This window comes from Pseudomonas sp. TE24901 (assembly GCF_054058375.1).
On sequence record NZ_JBSSAF010000003.1, the window covers coordinates 365,884 to 382,699 of the forward strand.

The 16,816-nt window shown below is 62.4% G+C and carries 14 protein-coding genes; all 14 read right to left on the reverse strand.

What is annotated here, in order from left to right; all coding sequences use genetic code 11:
• Window positions 1-23: 23 nt before the first annotated feature.
• Window positions 24-461, reverse strand: coding sequence for a D-aminoacyl-tRNA deacylase (dtd, locus tag ACVWVP_RS07800; RefSeq protein ID WP_457405097.1), 438 nt, complete (start codon window positions 459-461; stop codon window positions 24-26).
• A complete protein-coding gene (gene pip / locus ACVWVP_RS07805) occupies window positions 458-1,429 on the reverse strand; it encodes a prolyl aminopeptidase (RefSeq protein WP_457405100.1) in 972 nt (323 codons plus the stop codon). The genes dtd and pip overlap by 4 nt, the downstream gene beginning before the upstream one ends.
• A gap of 103 nt (window positions 1,430-1,532) precedes the next feature.
• Window positions 1,533-2,462 (reverse strand): alpha/beta hydrolase, encoded by a 930-nt coding sequence (locus ACVWVP_RS07810; protein ID WP_457405102.1) that lies wholly within the window; start codon window positions 2,460-2,462, stop codon window positions 1,533-1,535.
• 137 nt (window positions 2,463-2,599) lie between these two features.
• Window positions 2,600-3,547 (reverse strand): choline ABC transporter substrate-binding protein, encoded by a 948-nt coding sequence (locus ACVWVP_RS07815; RefSeq protein ID WP_178918566.1) that lies wholly within the window; start codon window positions 3,545-3,547, stop codon window positions 2,600-2,602.
• Window positions 3,548-3,774: 227 nt separating this feature from the next.
• Complete coding sequence (gene hutG, locus ACVWVP_RS07820) at window positions 3,775-4,575, reverse strand: N-formylglutamate deformylase (protein ID WP_457405104.1); 801 nt, start codon at window positions 4,573-4,575, stop codon at window positions 3,775-3,777.
• A 12-nt stretch (window positions 4,576-4,587) separates the two neighbouring features.
• The gene (gene hutI, locus ACVWVP_RS07825; RefSeq protein ID WP_457405106.1) at window positions 4,588-5,793 is read right to left on the reverse strand and encodes an imidazolonepropionase; all 1,206 of its coding nucleotides are present in this window, start codon (window positions 5,791-5,793) and stop codon (window positions 4,588-4,590) included.
• A 15-nt stretch (window positions 5,794-5,808) separates the two neighbouring features.
• Window positions 5,809-7,218 (reverse strand): amino acid permease, encoded by a 1,410-nt coding sequence (locus ACVWVP_RS07830; RefSeq protein ID WP_457405108.1) that lies wholly within the window; start codon window positions 7,216-7,218, stop codon window positions 5,809-5,811.
• A gap of 201 nt (window positions 7,219-7,419) precedes the next feature.
• Window positions 7,420-8,958, reverse strand: coding sequence for a histidine ammonia-lyase (gene hutH / locus ACVWVP_RS07835; protein ID WP_178918562.1), 1,539 nt, complete (start codon window positions 8,956-8,958; stop codon window positions 7,420-7,422).
• A gap of 114 nt (window positions 8,959-9,072) precedes the next feature.
• Complete coding sequence (locus ACVWVP_RS07840) at window positions 9,073-10,596, reverse strand: HAL/PAL/TAL family ammonia-lyase (RefSeq protein WP_457405111.1); 1,524 nt, start codon at window positions 10,594-10,596, stop codon at window positions 9,073-9,075.
• Between the two features lie 137 nt (window positions 10,597-10,733).
• Entirely contained in the window at window positions 10,734-11,558 is an 825-nt protein-coding gene (locus ACVWVP_RS07845) for a quaternary amine ABC transporter ATP-binding protein (protein WP_050572407.1), read from the reverse strand.
• Window positions 11,555-12,406, reverse strand: a complete 852-nt coding sequence (locus ACVWVP_RS07850) for an ABC transporter permease (RefSeq protein ID WP_178918560.1) — start codon at window positions 12,404-12,406, stop codon at window positions 11,555-11,557. The genes ACVWVP_RS07845 and ACVWVP_RS07850 overlap by 4 nt, the downstream gene beginning before the upstream one ends.
• Before the next feature lie 72 nt (window positions 12,407-12,478).
• Window positions 12,479-13,444 (reverse strand): ABC transporter substrate-binding protein, encoded by a 966-nt coding sequence (locus ACVWVP_RS07855; protein WP_457405115.1) that lies wholly within the window; start codon window positions 13,442-13,444, stop codon window positions 12,479-12,481.
• Window positions 13,445-13,513: 69 nt separating this feature from the next.
• A complete protein-coding gene (locus ACVWVP_RS07860; RefSeq protein WP_457405118.1) occupies window positions 13,514-14,962 on the reverse strand; it encodes a purine-cytosine permease family protein in 1,449 nt (482 codons plus the stop codon).
• A gap of 168 nt (window positions 14,963-15,130) precedes the next feature.
• Window positions 15,131-16,801 (reverse strand): urocanate hydratase, encoded by a 1,671-nt coding sequence (hutU, locus tag ACVWVP_RS07865; RefSeq protein ID WP_176997267.1) that lies wholly within the window; start codon window positions 16,799-16,801, stop codon window positions 15,131-15,133.
• Window positions 16,802-16,816: the final 15 nt, after the last annotated feature.

Below are 16,816 nucleotides of genomic sequence, written 5' to 3' on the forward strand. Positions count from 1 at the left end.
ATTAAAAGTCGTTTTTAATACATTCACGTCTGCAAGAGGAAGGTCACAGGGCCATCATTGACCAAATGCACCTGCATATCAGCGCCAAAACGCCCCGACGCCACCTTGCCATGCAATTGTTGCGCTTGTAACAGCAAGTGATCGAAAAGCGCTGCTCCCAGGGCCGGGGGGGCCGCTGTGGAGAAGCTTGGCCGCAGCCCGCTCTTGGTATCCGCCGCCAGGGTGAATTGCGACACCAGCAGCAAACCGCCGCCGATGTCCTTCAAGGACAGGTTCATCTTGCCCTCGTCGTCGCTGAACACCCGATAGTTAAGCAGCTTGTGCAACAGTTTGTCGGCGCTCTCGGGCGTATCGTCCGGCTCGACGGCTACCAACACCAGCAAACCCTGGTCAATCGCCCCGACCACTTCGCCCGCGACTTCGACCCGGGCGCCGCGCACCCTTTGTAACAACCCCTTCATGCTTCTTCTGGCGGCAGATCAAGCAGGCGCCGTGCCATTTCGCCGGTGGCGCGCACCAGCGCATCGGTAATGCCCGGTTCGGACGCGGCATGGCCGGCCTCGCGGATCACCTGCAGCTCGCTGTTGGGCCACGCCTGGTGCAATTCCCAGGCGTTATCCAGCGGGCAAATCATATCGTAGCGCCCGTGAATGATGACGCCAGGCAGATGGGCGATCTTGTGCATATCGCGAATCAGCTGGTTCGGCTCCAGAAAGGAGTTGTTGGTGAAGTAGTGGCACTCGATGCGCGCGATGGACAGCGCCCGCTGGGGTTCGGCAAAACGCTCCACCTGCGCCTGGTTCGGGCACAGGCCCAGCATGCGACCTTCCCAGGTGGACCATGCCTTGGCCGCGTGCATCTGGGCAATCTGGTCGTTGCCGATCAGGCGCTTGTGGTAGGCGCCGAGCAGGTCCTGCCGCTCATCCTGCGGGATCGGCGCCAGATAGTCCTGCCAGTAGTCCGGGAACATACGGCTGGCACCGGTCTGGTAGAACCACTCAATGTCCTGGGGCCGGGCGAGGAAAATGCCGCGCACGATCAGGCCGAGCACGCGCTCCGGATGGGTTTGCGCGTAGGCCAGGGCCAGGGTCGAGCCCCAGGAACCGCCAAACAGCACCCACTTGTCGATGCCCAGGTGCTCGCGGATGCGCTCCATGTCGGCGACCAGGTCCCAGGTGGTGTTGTTTTCCAGGTTGGCGCGGGGCGTGGAGCGCCCGCAACCACGCTGGTCAAAGGTGACGATGTGGTAAAGGTTCGGGTCGAAATAGCAGCGGCTGTTGGCGTCGCAACCGGAGCCGGGGCCACCATGGATGAATACGACGGGCAAGCCTTCGGGGGAGCCACTTTCATCGACGTACAGGGTGTGGATGTCATCGACGGCCAGATCGTGCCGGGCGTAGGGTTTGATCTGCGGGTACCAAGTCTGCATTGCGCGCTCCGTAGGGTGTCGGGTTCATCCCTGGGGGGACGTCTATTATTTTGCCGTCTGGCACTATAAACCCGAATTGTGCAATGAGCATGTCCTTGAGCACTTAGACCTGTGTCAGCCCTTCGCTCCTCAGGTAATACAACAGGTAGTCATAAAGCCGGTCCACTTCCGGTACTTGCCCACGCGCGCGCAGGCAGCCATGGACCAGGCCTTTCCCCGGATACAGCACCGCATCGCCCCCTGCCCCGCGCAAGCGCTCGGCATACAGCATGCCGTCATCGCGCAGCGGGTCGAACTGGGCCACGGCGATCAGCGCCTTGGGCAACCAGCCGAAATCCTTGGCCAGCAGCGGCATGGCATACGGCGACGGCGGGTTGGCCCCCTGCAGGTAAAGCGCCAGGTACGACTCGGTGTCGGCACTGCTGAGCAAGGGCGCATCCCTGCAATCACGGCGCGAGGGCAAATCGGCCGGGCCGCCCAGCCCCGGGTAGATCAAGACCTGGGCACGGGGCAGCGGCTGGCTGTCATCGCGCAAGCCCAGGCACAAGGCCGCGGCCAGGTTTCCGCCGGCACTGTCACCGACCACCGCCAGGCGCCGCAGGTCAATCGGCTGCGGCGCCTCGCTCGCCTGGATCGCTTGCCACACGGCCCGGCAATCCTCGTAGGCGGCCGGAAACGGATGCTCGGGCGCCAGCCGATAATCGATGGCGATCACCAGCACGTTGAGGGCCTTGGCCAGTTCGAAGCAGATGAAATCGTGGGAATCCAGGCCGCCGACGGCCCAGCCGCCACCGTGCATATAAAGGAGGCAGGGCCAGCCTTCGGCTGGAGCCTCTGCCGTGGGCAAGTAACTGCGCACGCCGACGCCGCCCAAGGCAAAGTCCGAGACTTGCAGCCCCTCAGGCTTCGGCGGGGTGAAGGCCTTGCACATGCGGTCATAGTTCCGGCGCAGGCCAGCCAGGGATGAGTCGTCGCTGGTGAAGGCTTCGGTTTTGGCGATGAAGGCAGCTAGCTGTGTAGATATCAGATACATGCGCAAATATCCCTATCAATGGAGATCAAGTGTGGGAGCTGGCTTGCCTGCGATGGCTATCTGTCAGTTGATGCATCTTTGACTGATAGACCGCTATCGCAGGCAAGCCAGCTCCCACATTGGGATTCGCATCCGACTCAGGGTTTGAGGCTGGCCTGCACTGCGGTCGCGCCATCACCGCCATCAAACGCTTGAACGCCGGCCAGCCAGCGCTGCAAATCCTCGGGATGATCACGCAACCATTGCTTGGCCACATCCTGCGGCGATTGGCGCTCCATGATCGGCACCATCAGCTGGCTTTCCTGGGCAGCGGTGAAGGTGAGGTTTTCCAGCAAGCGGTTGGCATTCGGGCAGCGCTCGGCAAAGTCCGGCGCGGTGACGGTGGACACGGTGGCGCGGCCTTCGTCGGGGCCAAACACGTCTTCACTGCCGGTGAGGTAGGTCATTTTCATGTTGATGTTCATCGGGTGCGGGGTCCAGCCGACGAACACCACGAATTCCTTGCGGTTCACCGCACGTTGCACCGCCGCCAGCATGCCCGCTTCACCAGAGGCCACCAGCTTGAAGCCGCCGAGGCCGAAATGGTTGGTGTCGATCATTTTCTGGATATCGGTGTTGGCACCGCTGCCAGGCTCGATCCCATAGATCTTGCCGCCCAGCTTGTCCTTGAAGCGGGCGATGTCGGCGAAGGTCTTCAGGCCCGCATCAGCCACGTACTGCGGCACGGCCAGGGTGGCCTGGGCATCGGCCAGGCTGGGTTTGTCAAAGACCTTGACCTGCTTGGCGGCCAGGAACGGCGCGATGTTGTTGTCCATCGCCGGTTTCCAGTAGCCGAGGAAGATATCCAGGCGCTTGTCGCGGATGCCGGCAAAGATGATCTGCTGCACCGCGCTGGTCTGCTTGCTGTCGTAACCCAGACCGTTAAGCAGTACGTCGGCCATGCCGGAGGTGGCGATCACGTCAGTCCAACTGACCACGCCCATACGGATGCTTTTGCAGGAGGCCGGTTCGGCGGCCATGGCTTGGGCACTGAGCAGTGCCGCGCCGGTGAGGGTCAACAGGTAACGGTTGAACAGTCTTTTCATGAAAGAGGTCTCACTCGGCAGTTTTTATTGTGGGGAGTGGCGTCTGGTGCGCCGTATCCACAACCTTACCCAGCGGGATCTCGATAAACACGACCTGTGGCGACTGGCAGTTGCACAGAGGCGACCGTGAGGGCCTCATCGCAGGCAAGCCAGCGCCCACAATTTGACCCCATTCTCATGTTGAAACTCGGTCAAAGGTGGGAGCGGGCTTGCTCGCGAAAGCAATTTCAGCCGTAACGCTTCTGCCCCCAGGCCAGCACGCCTTCCAGCAATTGCTTCAACACCACCTGCGTCGGCTCTGCCAGGTCCGGCCGATACCGGAACGGCTCAACCTCTTCCATATACGTGCTCTGGCACAACTCCAGCTGCACCGCGTGAATATCCTGCGCCGGGTTGCCGTAATGCCGGGTGATGTGGCCACCCTTGAAACGCCCATTGAGCACATGGGTGTACTGCGGGTGCTGGGCGCAGATGGCTTCCAGCTGGCTGGCCAGTTCCGGGTCGCACGCGGCGCCATTGAAGGTGCCGAGGTTGAAGTCCGGCAACTTGCCGTCGAACAGGTGCGGGATCACCGAGCGGATCGAGTGCGCATCGAACAGCAAGGCGTAGCCGAACTCGGCCTTGAGCCGGGCAAGTTCTTCTTGCAGAGTGCGGTGGTACGGCCCCCAGATCTTTTGCAGGTAGGTCACGCGCTCTTCTTCGGACGGCACCTGTCCCTCAAGGAACAATGGCACACCCTCGAACAGGGTCGCCGGGTACAGCCCGGTAGTGGCACCGGCATAGAGCGGTTTGTCGTCCGATGGCCGGTTCAGGTCGATCACGAAGCGCGAATACTCCGCCGCCAGGGTGCTGGCGCCCAGTGCTTCGGCAAAATCGTACAGCGTAGGGATATGCCAATCGGTGTCCGGCAGGCTTTGTGCTTCGGGGATCAACCCGGCTTCGACCGCAGGCGTGAGGCGCAAGCCAGCGTGGGGCATGCTGATCAGCAGCGGTACGCGGCCTTTTTTGAACGTCAGAACCTTATCCACAGCAGCACTCCTTCATACAGTGACGTCGGCGCCATGGCGCACGACGCGTTTATCCAGCTCGCCACCCAGCCAGTAGGCCAGGTCGGCGGGACGATCAATCTGCCAGGCGACAAAATCGGCCACCTTGCCCACTTCCAGGGATCCGTGGGTATCGCCCATGCCCAGCGCGGTCGCCGCATGGGTGGTGGCGCCGGCCAGGGCTTCTTCCGGAGTCATGCGGAACAGGGTGCAAGCCATGTTCAACATCAAGCGCACCGACAGCGCCGGCGAGGTGCCGGGGTTGAGGTCGCTGGCGATGGCAATTTTCACGCCGTGCTTGCGCAGGGCGTCCATCGGCGGCAACTGGGTTTCGCGCAGGAAGTAGAAAGCGCCCGGCAGCAGTACCGCGACGGTGCCGGACGCGGCCATGGCGATGGCGTCTTCTTCGGTCATGAACTCCAGATGATCCGCCGACAACGCGTGGTAACGCGCCGCCAGGCTGGAGCCGTGCAGCGACGACAGTTGCTCGGCATGCAGCTTCACCGGCAGGCCCAGTTGCTGCGCGACGTTGAATACACGCTCCACCTGCTCGGTGGAAAACGCCAGGTATTCGCAGAACGCATCCACCGCATCCACCAGCCCTTCCGCCGCCAGGGCCGGCAGCATCTCGGTGCAGATATGGTCGATGTAGTCGTCGGCGCGGTCCTTGTATTCCGGTGGCAATGCATGGGCCGCCAGGCACGTGGCCCGTATGCTGACCGGCAGCGCGTGCCCGAGGCGACGGGCAACGCGCAGCATCTTGCGTTCGTTGACCAGGTCCAGGCCGTAGCCGGACTTGATTTCCACGGTGGTCACGCCGTCACGCAGCAGGCTGCGCAGGCGTTTCTCAGCGCTGGCAAACAGTTCATCCTCGGTCGCGGCGCGGGTGGCGCGTACAGTGCTGGCAATGCCGCCACCCTTGGCTGCGATCTCGGCGTAGCTCACGCCTTGCAGGCGCTGCTCGAACTCGCCACTGCGATTGCCACCGAACACCGTGTGGGTGTGGCAGTCGATCAGCCCGGGGGTGACCCACGCGCCTTGCAGGTCATGCACCTGGGCGTATTCCGCCGTAGGCACCTGACTGCGGGGTCCGATCCACTCGATGAGCGAACCGGCGGTGACCATGGCGGCATCCTCGATGATCGAGTACTTGCCCTGGGCCATGGTTGCGACGTGGCAGTGTTGCCAAAGCGTTTTCATCAACGCCTCCCTAGATTAACGATGAGACAAAGCCGGGTCGTGATGGACCTTGGCCGCTTGCCCGGCCGCAGGCTTGACCCACAGCAGGTAGGCCACGACCAGCAGCACGATCCATACGGCGCCGACCAGCAAGGCGGCCTGGGTGTCCGGGAAGTAACCCAGCACACCAAACACGAACAGCATGAAGACGATGGCGGCGGCCGGCGCATACGGCCAGAACGGCACCGGGAATTTCAGTTCGGCGATCTGCTCCGCTGTCATGGAGCGGCGCATGGCGACCTGGGTGAACAGGATCATCAGCCACACCCACACCGTGGCGAAGGTGGCAATCGAGGCGATCAGCAGGAACACGTTTTCCGGGATCAGGTAGTTGAGCACCACGCCGCCCAGCAGCGCTGCGCCCATCACCACCACGGTCATCCATGGCACGCCGTGCCTGGACAACTGCGCAAACCCCTTGGGTGCCTGCCCTTGCTGGGCCAGCCCGTACATCATGCGGCCGGCGCCGAAGATGTCGCTGTTGATGGCCGATACGGCCGCCGAGATCACCACGATATTGAGAATGGTCGCGGCCGAGCCGATGCCGAGGTTGCTGAAGATCTGCACGAACGGGCTGCCCTGGCTGCCGATCTGCGGCCACGGGTAGATGGCCATCAGCACGAACAACGTCAGCACGTAGAACAACAGGATGCGCAGCGGCACGGCATTGATCGCCTTGGGGATCACACGTTGCGGGTCCTTGGCTTCACCGGCGGTGATGCCGATGATTTCGATGCCGCCAAACGCAAACATCACCACCGCGAACGAGGCGATCAGGCCGCCGACGCCGTTGGGCATGAAGCCGCCGTGGGCCCACAGGTTGCTGAGGCCACTCGCTTGGGTTTCACCCGCCGAGTGGATGCCGAACAGCATGATGCCGAAACCGCCAAGGATCATCGCGACGATGGCGCCAACCTTGAGCAGCGACAGCCAGAACTCCATTTCGCCAAACACTTTGACGTTGCACAGGTTCAGGCCGCCGATCAAAAACACAATGCCGAGCACCCAGACCCAACGCGCGACGTCGGGAAACCAGAAGCCCATGTAGATGCCGAATGCAGTGACGTCAGCCAGGCAGACGATGATCATTTCAAACGCGTAGGTCCACCCGAGAATGAACCCGGCCATGGGGCCCAGGTAAGTGCTGGCGTACTGGCCGAACGAGCCCGCTACCGGGTTGTGCACGGCCATCTCGCCGAGGGCGCGCATTACCATGAACACGGCGGCACCGCCGATCAGGTAGGCCAGCAGCACGGCCGGGCCGGCCATCTGGATGGCGGAGGCGGAGCCGTAGAACAGCCCGGTGCCGATCGCGGAACCGAGTGCCATGAAGCGAATATGTCGGGCGCTGAGCCCGCGTTTCAAACCCTTTTCTTGCTGGAGCATTTCTCGTCCCTAATTATTCTTATCCTGAGAAAAATTCAGAGCCTGACGCCAATCACTGTAGTGAGCGGGCTTGCCCCGCGCTGGGGGGCGAAGCCGCCCTGATCAGGCCGCCGCGTTGTATCAGGTATAACGGCGGTGGCTGTTTTGGGGCGGCTTCGCCACCCAGCGCGGGGCAAGCCCGCTCACTACACGATGTTGCGTTTAGAGGCTTGGCAGCAACTTGGCCGGCACCAGCTCATTCAGGCAGCGGCTGGCGAGCAGTTCGCTGGCGGCGTTGATGTCCGGGGCGAAGAAACGGTCCTTTTCATAGAACGCCACTTTGTCGCGCAGGATGCCGCGCGCTTTCTCAAGCTTGGCCGAGGTCTTGAGACCGTCACGCAGATCCAGGCCCTGGCACGCGGCCAGCCACTCGACCGCCAACACACCACGGGTGTTTTCAGCCATTTCCCACAGGCGCTTGCCCGCCGCCGGGGCCATGGACACGTGGTCTTCCTGGTTAGCGGACGTCGGCAGGCTATCCACACTGTGCGGGTGGGCCAGCGCCTTGTTCTCACTGGCAAGCGCAGCAGCGGTCACCTGGGCGATCATGAAGCCGGAGTTCACCCCGCCATTGCCCACCAGGAACGGCGGCAGTTGCGACATGTGCTTGTCCATCATCAGCGAGATACGGCGCTCGCTCAGCGAACCGATTTCGGCGATGGCCAGGGCCATGTTGTCAGCGGCCATGGCCACGGGTTCGGCGTGGAAGTTACCACCGGAGATCACGTCGCCTTCGGCGGCAAACACCAGTGGGTTATCCGACACGGCGTTGGCTTCGACCACCAGCACTTCAGCGGCCTGGCGGAACTGGGTCAGGCACGCGCCCATGACTTGTGGCTGGCAACGCAGGGAGTACGGGTCTTGCACCTTGTCGCAGTTCTGGTGCGACTGGGACACCTGGCTGCTTTCACCGAGCAGGTCGCGATAGGCTGCCGCTGCATCGATCTGCCCACGCTGACCACGCGCAGCATGAATGCGTGCGTCGAACGGCGAGCGCGAACCCAGCACCGCTTCCACAGTGAGCGCGCCGCACGCCAGGGCGCCGGCGAACAGGTCTTCGCCTTCGAACAGGCCGCGCAGTGCGTAAGCGGTGGACACCTGCGTGCCGTTGAGCAGCGCCAGGCCTTCTTTGGCGGCGAGAGTCAGCGGCGTAAGGCCGGCGACTTTCAGCGCGTCGGTGGCTTCCAGCCATTCACCTTTGTGGCGCGCCTTGCCTTCGCCCAGCAGCACCAGGGACATGTGCGCCAAGGGCGCGAGGTCACCGGAGGCACCGACCGAACCTTTGAGTGGAATGTGCGGGTATACCTCGGCGTTGATCAGCGCGATCAGCGCGTCGATCACTTGGCGGCGGATCCCGGAGAACCCACGGCTGAGGCTGTTGACCTTGAGCACCATGACCAGCCGCACCAGCGCATCGCTGATCGGCTCACCGACGCCGGCGGCGTGGGACAGCACCAGAGAACGCTGGAGGTTTTCCAGGTCTTCGCTGGCGATGCGGGTCGAGGCCAGCAGGCCGAAACCGGTGTTGATGCCGTAGGCGGTGCGGTTCTCGGCGAGAATCTGCTCCACGCAGGCCACACTGGCGTCGATCTGCGCCGTGGCGCTGTCATCCAGACTGAGGGTTACCGGCTGCTGGTAGATGGCCCGCAGTTGGGCGAGGCTCAGTTGGCCTGGAATCAGGTTTAGCGCAGTCACATTCATGCTCCTTTTGAGAGTGTTGTTAACTACCAGTCGCTCCGGATGCTTCCGTTATCCGCCGCGGCCCTCTTTTAGAGCGACACGCGGCTTGGCACGCTGGTTATTGTTGGAAAAACTTCAGTGCAAATTCGGCAAGGTGCGCTGCAGCAGAGCGGCGTCCTTGAGCAAGGCGGCGGTGGTGGCGATGTCCGGCGCGAGCCAACGGTCCTGTTCATAGGCCGGCACCCCTTCACGCAGCAATCGCCAGGCGCTGTCGGTGCCGGCGCCGAAACGCTGGTCCTTCAAGAACTCGAACGCCTGGGCCGCCAGCAGGTACTCGATGGCGAGGATCTGGGTCACGTTGGCCAACACCTGGTTCAGCTTGAGCGCGGCATTGGTGCCCATGCTCAGGTGGTCTTCCTGCAGGCCCGAGGTGACGAAGTTGTCGAGCACCGCCGGTTGCGCCAGCTGGCGGTTTTGCCCGCACAGGGAGGCGGCGACGTACTGCACGATCATCATCCCGGAGTTGACCCCCGGGTTGCTCACCAGGAACGCCGGCAAGCCGCTGACGTGCGGGTTGATCAAGCGGTCCAGGCGGCGTTCGGCCACGGAACCGATCTCGGCCATGGCGATGGCGAGCATGTCGGCGGCCAGTGCCACGGACTGCCCGTGGGGGTTGGCCTGGGACATTACGCGGTAGTTGTCCGGAGTGCCGAGCACCAGCGGGTTGTCGGTGGCGCTGTTGAGTTCGGTCTCGATCTGGCGGGTGGCGTGCTCGACCTGGTCGCGCGCGGCGCCGTGAATCTGCGGGATCGAACGGATGCTCAAGGCGTCCTGGGTGCGGATGCCCTTGCTGCTGGCGATCACTTCGCTGCCGTCGAGCAAGGCGCGCAGGTTGATGCCCACTTGCTGCATGCCCGGGTGTGGCTTGAGCGCGATAATTTCTTCATCAAAGGCGTCGATCTGCCCGCGCTGGGCTTCAAAACTCATGGCACCGATCACATCGGCCCATTGCAGCAGGTGGTGGGCATCGGCCAGGGCCAGGCAGCTCAGGCCGGTCATGCACGGTGTACCGTTGACCAGGCACAGGCCGTCTTTGGCGCCGAGCACCACCGGGTGCAAACCTTCTGCGCTTAATGCCTCTTGCGCCGAAACGATCTTGCCCCGGTAACTCACATCACCGGCGCCCAGCAAGGCCACGCCGACATGGGCCATGTGGGTCAGGTAACCCACCGACCCCTGGGACGGTACTTGTGGTGTGATGCCGTGGTTGAGCAGCGCCAGCAGCGAATGCACCACCTGCGGATGCAGGCCGGATTTGCCGTGGCTGTAGTTGATGATGGCAGCGCAGATGATCGCGCGGGTCTGCTCGTCGCTGAGCACCGGACCGACGCCGCAGGCGTGGCTCAGCAGCGTATTGCGCGACAGTTGGCTGAGCTGCTCGCCCTTGAGCGACACATTGCACAGCGCGCCCAGGCCGGTGTTCACGCCGTAGGCGCGTTCGCCGCTGGTGACAATGCGCTGCACGATGGCTTGTGCGTTATCGATGCGTGCCCAGGCCTGGCCCGAGAGTTCGAGGATCGCGCCGTGACGGGCCACGGCGACCACGTCCTGCCAGCGCAATGGCGTGTCCGCGATGGTGATTTTTGTTGGCTGGGACATCTTCATACCTTCTCTAATGCTTATGCAGCCTTACCGGCCTCTTCGCGAGCAAGCCCGCTCCCACAGGGGGAATGCATTCCAAATGTAGGAGCGGGCTTGCTCGCGAAGGGGCCAGCCAGCTCACCATAAGATCCGGGTCAGACCACCGCCGCCCGCCGCTGTACGAACCGGTCCACATACTCATCCGCCGGCGAGTGCAGGATCTCCCGAGGCGTGCCGACCTGGATCAGCTTGCCGTCCTTGAGGATCGCAATGCGGTTGCCGATGCGCACCGCTTCATCAAGGTCGTGGGTGATGAACACGATGGTCTTGTGCAGGGTCTTTTGCAGCTCCAGCAACTGGTCCTGCATCTCGGCGCGGATCAGCGGGTCGAGGGCGCTGAAAGCTTCGTCCATCAGGATGATGTCGGTGTCGGCCGCCAATGCGCGGGCCAGGCCAACGCGCTGGCGCATGCCGCCGGAGAGCTGGTGCGGGTATTTGTTTTCGTAGCCTTTGAGGCCCACGGTTTCGATCCAGTGCAGGGCGCGCTCGGCGCAGACCTGCTTGGTTTCGCCACGCACCTTCAGGCCGTAGGCGACGTTGTCGAGCACGCTCTTGTGGGGCAACAGGCCGAAGCTCTGGAACACCATGCTGATCTTGTGCCGACGGAATTGGCGCAGGGCTTCCATGTCCAGCTGCAGGATGTCTTCGCCATCCACCAGGATCGCGCCGCTGGTAGGATCGATCAGGCGGTTGAAGTGGCGCACCAGCGTGGATTTTCCGGAACCCGACAGGCCCATGATCACGAAGATCTCACCGGTGCCGATGCTCAGGGACAAGTCGTTCACGCCGACCACGCAGCCGGTCTCGGCCAGCACCTGGTCTTTGGTCTTGCCTTGGCCGATCAGCGACAGCGCGTCCTTGGAACGGGCGCCGAAGATCTTGAAGACGTTTTTAACTTCAATTTTGCTGACAGTAGTCATTTGCTCGCCTCATGCCGTGGACGACCATAGGCCTGGGTAATGCGGTCGATGACCACTGCGAGAATCACAATCGCCAGCCCGGCTTCGAGGCCGCGACCGACGTTGAGGGTCTGGATGCCGACCAGCACGTCTTCACCCAAGCCACGGGCACCGATCATCGAGGCGATCACCACCATCGACAGCGCCATCATGGTGGTCTGGTTGATACCGGCCATGATGCTCGGCAACGCCAGCGGCAGTTGTACGCCGAACAGTTGCTGCCAGCGGTTGGCACCGAAGGCGTTGATGGCTTCCATGACTTCGCCGTCGACCTGGCGAATGCCCAAGTCGGTCAGGCGAATCAGCGGCGGCGCAGCGTAGATCACCGTGGCGAAGATCGCCGGGACCTTGCCCAGGCCGAACAGCATCAATACCGGGATCAGGTACACGAAACTCGGCATGGTCTGCATGATGTCGAGCAACGGCATCAGCACCGAACGCAGGCGATTGCTGCGCGCCGACAGAATGCCCAGCGGGATGCCGATCAGCACCGAGATCACCGTGGCGACCATCATCAAGGCCAGGGTCTGCATCAGTTTGTCCCACAGGCCGACCGCGCCCACCAGGAACAGCAAACCGACGATCACCGCCGTGGTCACCACCTTACGGGTGGCGTGCCAGGCAACGCCGGCAACGATGGCCAGCATCAGCCACCACGGCGCTGCGCGCAGCAAGCCTTCCAGGTTGACGATGGCCCACAGCAGGGTGTCGGAGATGTGCCGGAACACATCGCCGTAGTTGGTGACCAGTGAATCCACCCAACCGTTGACCCAGTCGGCAATGGAAAACGTAAAACTCTCAGGAAACATATCGTGCTCTCGATCCAGTGGGTTGTGGCCAAGTGCCCGGCCAGCCCCTCAGGGTAGCCGGGCACACTTGACCTACAAGGCCGCGTCGATTTTCTTGGCTGCGTCGTCGCTCACCCATGCGTGCCAGACTTCAGGATGTTCCTTGAGGAAAATTTTCGCCAGTTTTGGCGATTCAATTCGCTCTTTGGCCATGCGACCGAGGTTCTGGTTCAGCAGGTCGATAGGCAGGTTGACCTTTTCCAGCACGGCCACCAGCTCTGGCGCCTGCTCGTGGAAGGTCTTGGACAGACCGACCTTGATGCTCACGCTTTTATCCACGCCGGGTTTTTCTTCCAGCTTGACCAGGTCGACCTGGCCCATCAGCGGCGTCGGCGACCAGTAGTAGAACAGGATCGGCTCGCCGCGCTTGTAGCTCGACAGCACCGCCGCATCCAGCGCCGGGCCGGTGCCTGGACGGAAGTTGGTGTAGGAGTTTTCCAAGCCATAGCTTTTCAGCATTTCGCTGTTGTCCAGCTCGCAGGTCCAGCCGGCCGGGCAGTTGTAGAAACGCCCCTTGGACGGCTCTTCCTGGTCCTTGAACACCGAGGCGTATTTGGCCAGGTCGGCGATGTTTTTCAGGTCCGGCGCCTTGGCTTCCAGCTTGCGCTTGGCATCGCCTTCGATCACATAGCGCGGCACGTACCAGCCTTCGATGGCACCCACCACCGGCGCACCAACGCCGACAACTTTGCCGGCCTTCTCGGCCTTGTTCCAGACTTCACTGCGGCCCACCCATTCTTCGGCGAAGATCTGGATGTCGTTGCTGCTCAGGGCGTTTTCCATGGTGATGGAGTTGCCCGGCAGGCTGTCGGTTTTGCAGTCGTAGCCTTTTTCCAGCACGGTTTGCAGGATGTCGGTGAGCAACATGCCGCTTTCCCAGTTAAGGCCGGCGAACTTCACCGGCTTGCCGGATTCGCACCAGCCGGCCGCCTGGGCGCCAGCACTGGCCAACACGCCCGCAGAGAACACAGTGGCCAACAGGGTTTTATTCATCTTCATTGTTGTGACGCTCCCAATCTTGAAATGGATTACGGCAGTCAGTAGGCATCCTGCCCTGTCCACGTCCCATCAGGCTTGTACCGCCAGCCCGTTTGTCGTCGTTGGTGCAGCGCCCTGCTCTGCTGGCAGGATCAGGTGTTCAGGAATTGCGCTGTGCCACTTTTTGGCGGCCCAGTAATACAGTGCAGCGGGCACCACCAAGCCGATGATCCAGGAGATATCGGTGTCACCGAGGCTGGCGACGAGGGGGCCGGTGTAGAAGTGCGTCGAGATGAACGGCATCTGGATCAGCACGCCGAACACATAGATGCTGATGCCCATCAGGTTCCAGCGGCCGTAGCGACCGTTGGGGTCTGACAGCGCCGGGATGTCATAGCGCTCTTTGGTGATGCAGTAGAAGTCCACCAGGTTGATCGCGCTCCAGGGCGTGAAAAACGCCAGCAGGAACAGGATGAACGCGGAGAAATCCTTGAGGAATGAGTCTTTTCCCAAAAGTGCCAGCGCGGCGGCAATCGAGACCATCAGGAAGATGTACAGCAGGCGTACCGCACTCGAGATGTGCCGGCTGCCACGAAAACCGCTGATGATCGTCGCGATGGACATGAAGCTGCCGTAGGCATTGAGGGTGGTCACGGTGACCTTGCCGAAGGCGATGCTGAAATACAGCAGCGCCGCGACAATGCCGGTGCCGCCCAGGCCGACGATAAACGAGACTTCGTGGTGGGCGAATTGCGCGCCGGCCAGGGCCGCCGCGAACACACCAAACACCATCGACGCCTGCGCCCCGATCACCGACCCCAGGCCAACGGCCCAGAAGGTTTTCGACGCGCTGGTGCTGCGCGGCAAATAGCGCGAGTAGTCAGCCACATACGGGCCGAACGCGATCTGCCAGGACGCCGACAACGAAATCGCCAACAGGAAACTGCTCAGGGAAAAGTGCTTTTTGCCCAGCAACGCAGCCACATCGTTACCCGCCAACAGTTTGTAGAACAGGTACACGAACGCAATCACGCCGAGCACACTGGCCACGCGGCCAATGCCGTGGATGACGCGGTAGCCGAAAATGGTGAACACCATGATCAGCCCGGCAAACAACACGATGCCGACCCAGTCTTCCACGTGCAGCAACTGCGCCACCGCCTGCCCCGCCAGCAACGAGCCGCTGGCCGAGAAGCCGATGTACATCAGGCACACCAGCACCAGCGGGATCACCGCCCCATACACACCAAACTGCACACGGCTGGAAATCATCTGCGGCAAGCCCAGTTGCGGGCCTTGTGCCGCATGCAACGCCATCACGCCACCGCCCAGCAGTTGGCCGATCAGCAGACCGATCAACGACCAGAACACATCACCGCCCAGCACCACAGCCAGGGCCCCGGTGACAATCGCGGTGATCTGCAGGTTGGCACCCAGCCACAGGGTGAACTGGCTCAATAGACGACCATGTCTTTCCGCTTCCGGGATGTAGTCGATCGAGCGCCTTTCGATCAACGGGGTGGTGTCATTTGCAGCCATGTTGTTCAACCTCTGATGGATTGTTTTTGTGTGCATTGCTGTTCTGTGGGAGCTGGCTTTTGTAGGAGCTGGCTTGCCTGCGATGCAGGCGACTCGGTCTGTCAGTCAAACCGAGGTGATGCCATCGCAGGCAAGCCAGCTCCCACACAAGCCCGCTCCCACATTGAGTTACTTGATCATTGGGAGGTTGAGGCCCTGTTCTTTGGCGCAATCGATCGCGATCTGGTAGCCGGCGTCTGCGTGGCGCATCACACCGGTGGCCGGGTCGTTGTGCAGCACGCGGGCGATACGCTCAGCGGCTTCGTCGGTACCGTCGCAGACGATCACCATGCCGGAGTGCTGGGAGAAGCCCATGCCGACGCCGCCACCGTGGTGCAGCGACACCCAGGTCGCGCCGCTGGCGGTGTTGAGCAAGGCGTTGAGCAGTGGCCAGTCGGACACGGCGTCGGAACCGTCCTGCATGGCTTCGGTTTCGCGGTTCGGGCTGGAAACCGAGCCGGAGTCGAGGTGGTCACGGCCGATCACCACCGGCGCCGACAGCTCGCCGCTGCGTACCATTTCGTTGAATGCCAGGCCCAGCTTGGCGCGCTGGCCCAGGCCGACCCAGCAGATACGCGCCGGCAGGCCCTGGAAGCTGATGCGCTCGCGCGCCATGTCCAGCCAGTTGTGCAGGTGGGCGTCGTCCGGGATCAGCTCTTTGACCTTGGCGTCGGTCTTGTAGATGTCTTGTGGGTCGCCCGACAGCGCCGCCCAACGGAACGGGCCGATACCACGGCAGAACAGTGGGCGGATGTAAGCCGGTACGAAACCCGGGAAGTCGAAGGCGTTTTCCACGCCTTCTTCCTGGGCCATCTGGCGGATGTTGTTGCCGTAGTCGAAGGTCGGGATGCCTTGTTTCTGGAATTCCAGCATGGCTTTGACGTGCACGGCCATCGACTGCTTGGCGGCCTTGATCACGGCAGCCGGTTCGGTCTTGGCGCGGGCGCGGTATTCGTCCCAGGTCCAGCCGGCTGGCAGGTAGCCGTTGAGTGGGTCGTGGGCACTGGTCTGGTCGGTGACCATGTCTGGGCGCACGCCGCGCTTGACCAGTTCCGGCAGGATCTCCGCCGCGTTACCCAGCAGGGCGATGGAGATGGCCTTGCCTTCCTTGGTGTATTTGGCGATGCGGGCCAAAGCGTCGTCGAGGTCGGTGGCTTGTTCGTCGACATAACGGCTGTTCAGACGGAAGTCGATGCTGACCTGTTGGCATTCAATGTTCAGCGAGCAGGCGCCGGCCAAAGTGGCCGCCAGAGGCTGGGCGCCGCCCATGCCGCCGAGGCCGGCGGTGAGGACCCAGCGGCCGGTCAGGTCGCTGTTGTAGTGTTGGCGGCCGGCTTCGACGAAGGTTTCGTAAGTGCCTTGGACGATGCCCTGGCTGCCGATGTAGATCCAGCTGCCGGCGGTCATCTGGCCGTACATGGCCAGGCCCTTGGCATCCAGTTCGTTGAAGTGTTCCCAGCTGGCCCAGTGCGGCACCAGGTTGGAGTTGGCGATCAGTACGCGTGGCGCGTTGCTGTGGGTCTTGAACACGCCAACCGGCTTGCCGGACTGCACCAGCAGGGTTTCGTCGTCGTTCAGGTTAGTGAGGCTCTCGACGATCTGGTCGTAGCACTCCCAGTTGCGCGCGGCACGGCCGATACCGCCGTACACCACCAATTCTTTCGGGTTCTCGGCCACTTGCGGGTCGAGGTTGTTCATCAGCATGCGCAGCGGCGCTTCAGTCAGCCAGCTTTTGGCAGTGAGCTTGTTACCGTGGGCGGCACGGATTTCGACGTCACGGTATTTTGTAGGCTTGGTCACAACAAGAACTCCTCG

Bases quoted from the DNA above. Each gene is read 5' to 3' on its own strand.
- dtd (WP_457405097.1), bottom strand. From the start codon at position 461: ATGAAGGGGTTGTTACAAAGGGTGCGCGGCGCCCGGGTCGAAGTCGCG.
- pip (WP_457405100.1), bottom strand. From the start codon at position 1,429: ATGCAGACTTGGTACCCGCAGATCAAACCCTACGCCCGGCACGATCTG.
- ACVWVP_RS07810 (WP_457405102.1), bottom strand. From the start codon at position 2,462: ATGTATCTGATATCTACACAGCTAGCTGCCTTCATCGCCAAAACCGAA.
- ACVWVP_RS07815 (WP_178918566.1), bottom strand. From the start codon at position 3,547: ATGAAAAGACTGTTCAACCGTTACCTGTTGACCCTCACCGGCGCGGCA.
- hutI (WP_457405106.1), bottom strand. From the start codon at position 5,793: ATGAAAACGCTTTGGCAACACTGCCACGTCGCAACCATGGCCCAGGGC.
- ACVWVP_RS07830 (WP_457405108.1), bottom strand. From the start codon at position 7,218: ATGCTCCAGCAAGAAAAGGGTTTGAAACGCGGGCTCAGCGCCCGACAT.
- hutH (WP_178918562.1), bottom strand. From the start codon at position 8,958: ATGAATGTGACTGCGCTAAACCTGATTCCAGGCCAACTGAGCCTCGCC.
- ACVWVP_RS07840 (WP_457405111.1), bottom strand. From the start codon at position 10,596: ATGTCCCAGCCAACAAAAATCACCATCGCGGACACGCCATTGCGCTGG.
- ACVWVP_RS07845 (WP_050572407.1), bottom strand. From the start codon at position 11,558: ATGACTACTGTCAGCAAAATTGAAGTTAAAAACGTCTTCAAGATCTTC.
- ACVWVP_RS07850 (WP_178918560.1), bottom strand. From the start codon at position 12,406: ATGTTTCCTGAGAGTTTTACGTTTTCCATTGCCGACTGGGTCAACGGT.
- ACVWVP_RS07855 (WP_457405115.1), bottom strand. From the start codon at position 13,444: ATGAAGATGAATAAAACCCTGTTGGCCACTGTGTTCTCTGCGGGCGTG.
- ACVWVP_RS07860 (WP_457405118.1), bottom strand. From the start codon at position 14,962: ATGGCTGCAAATGACACCACCCCGTTGATCGAAAGGCGCTCGATCGAC.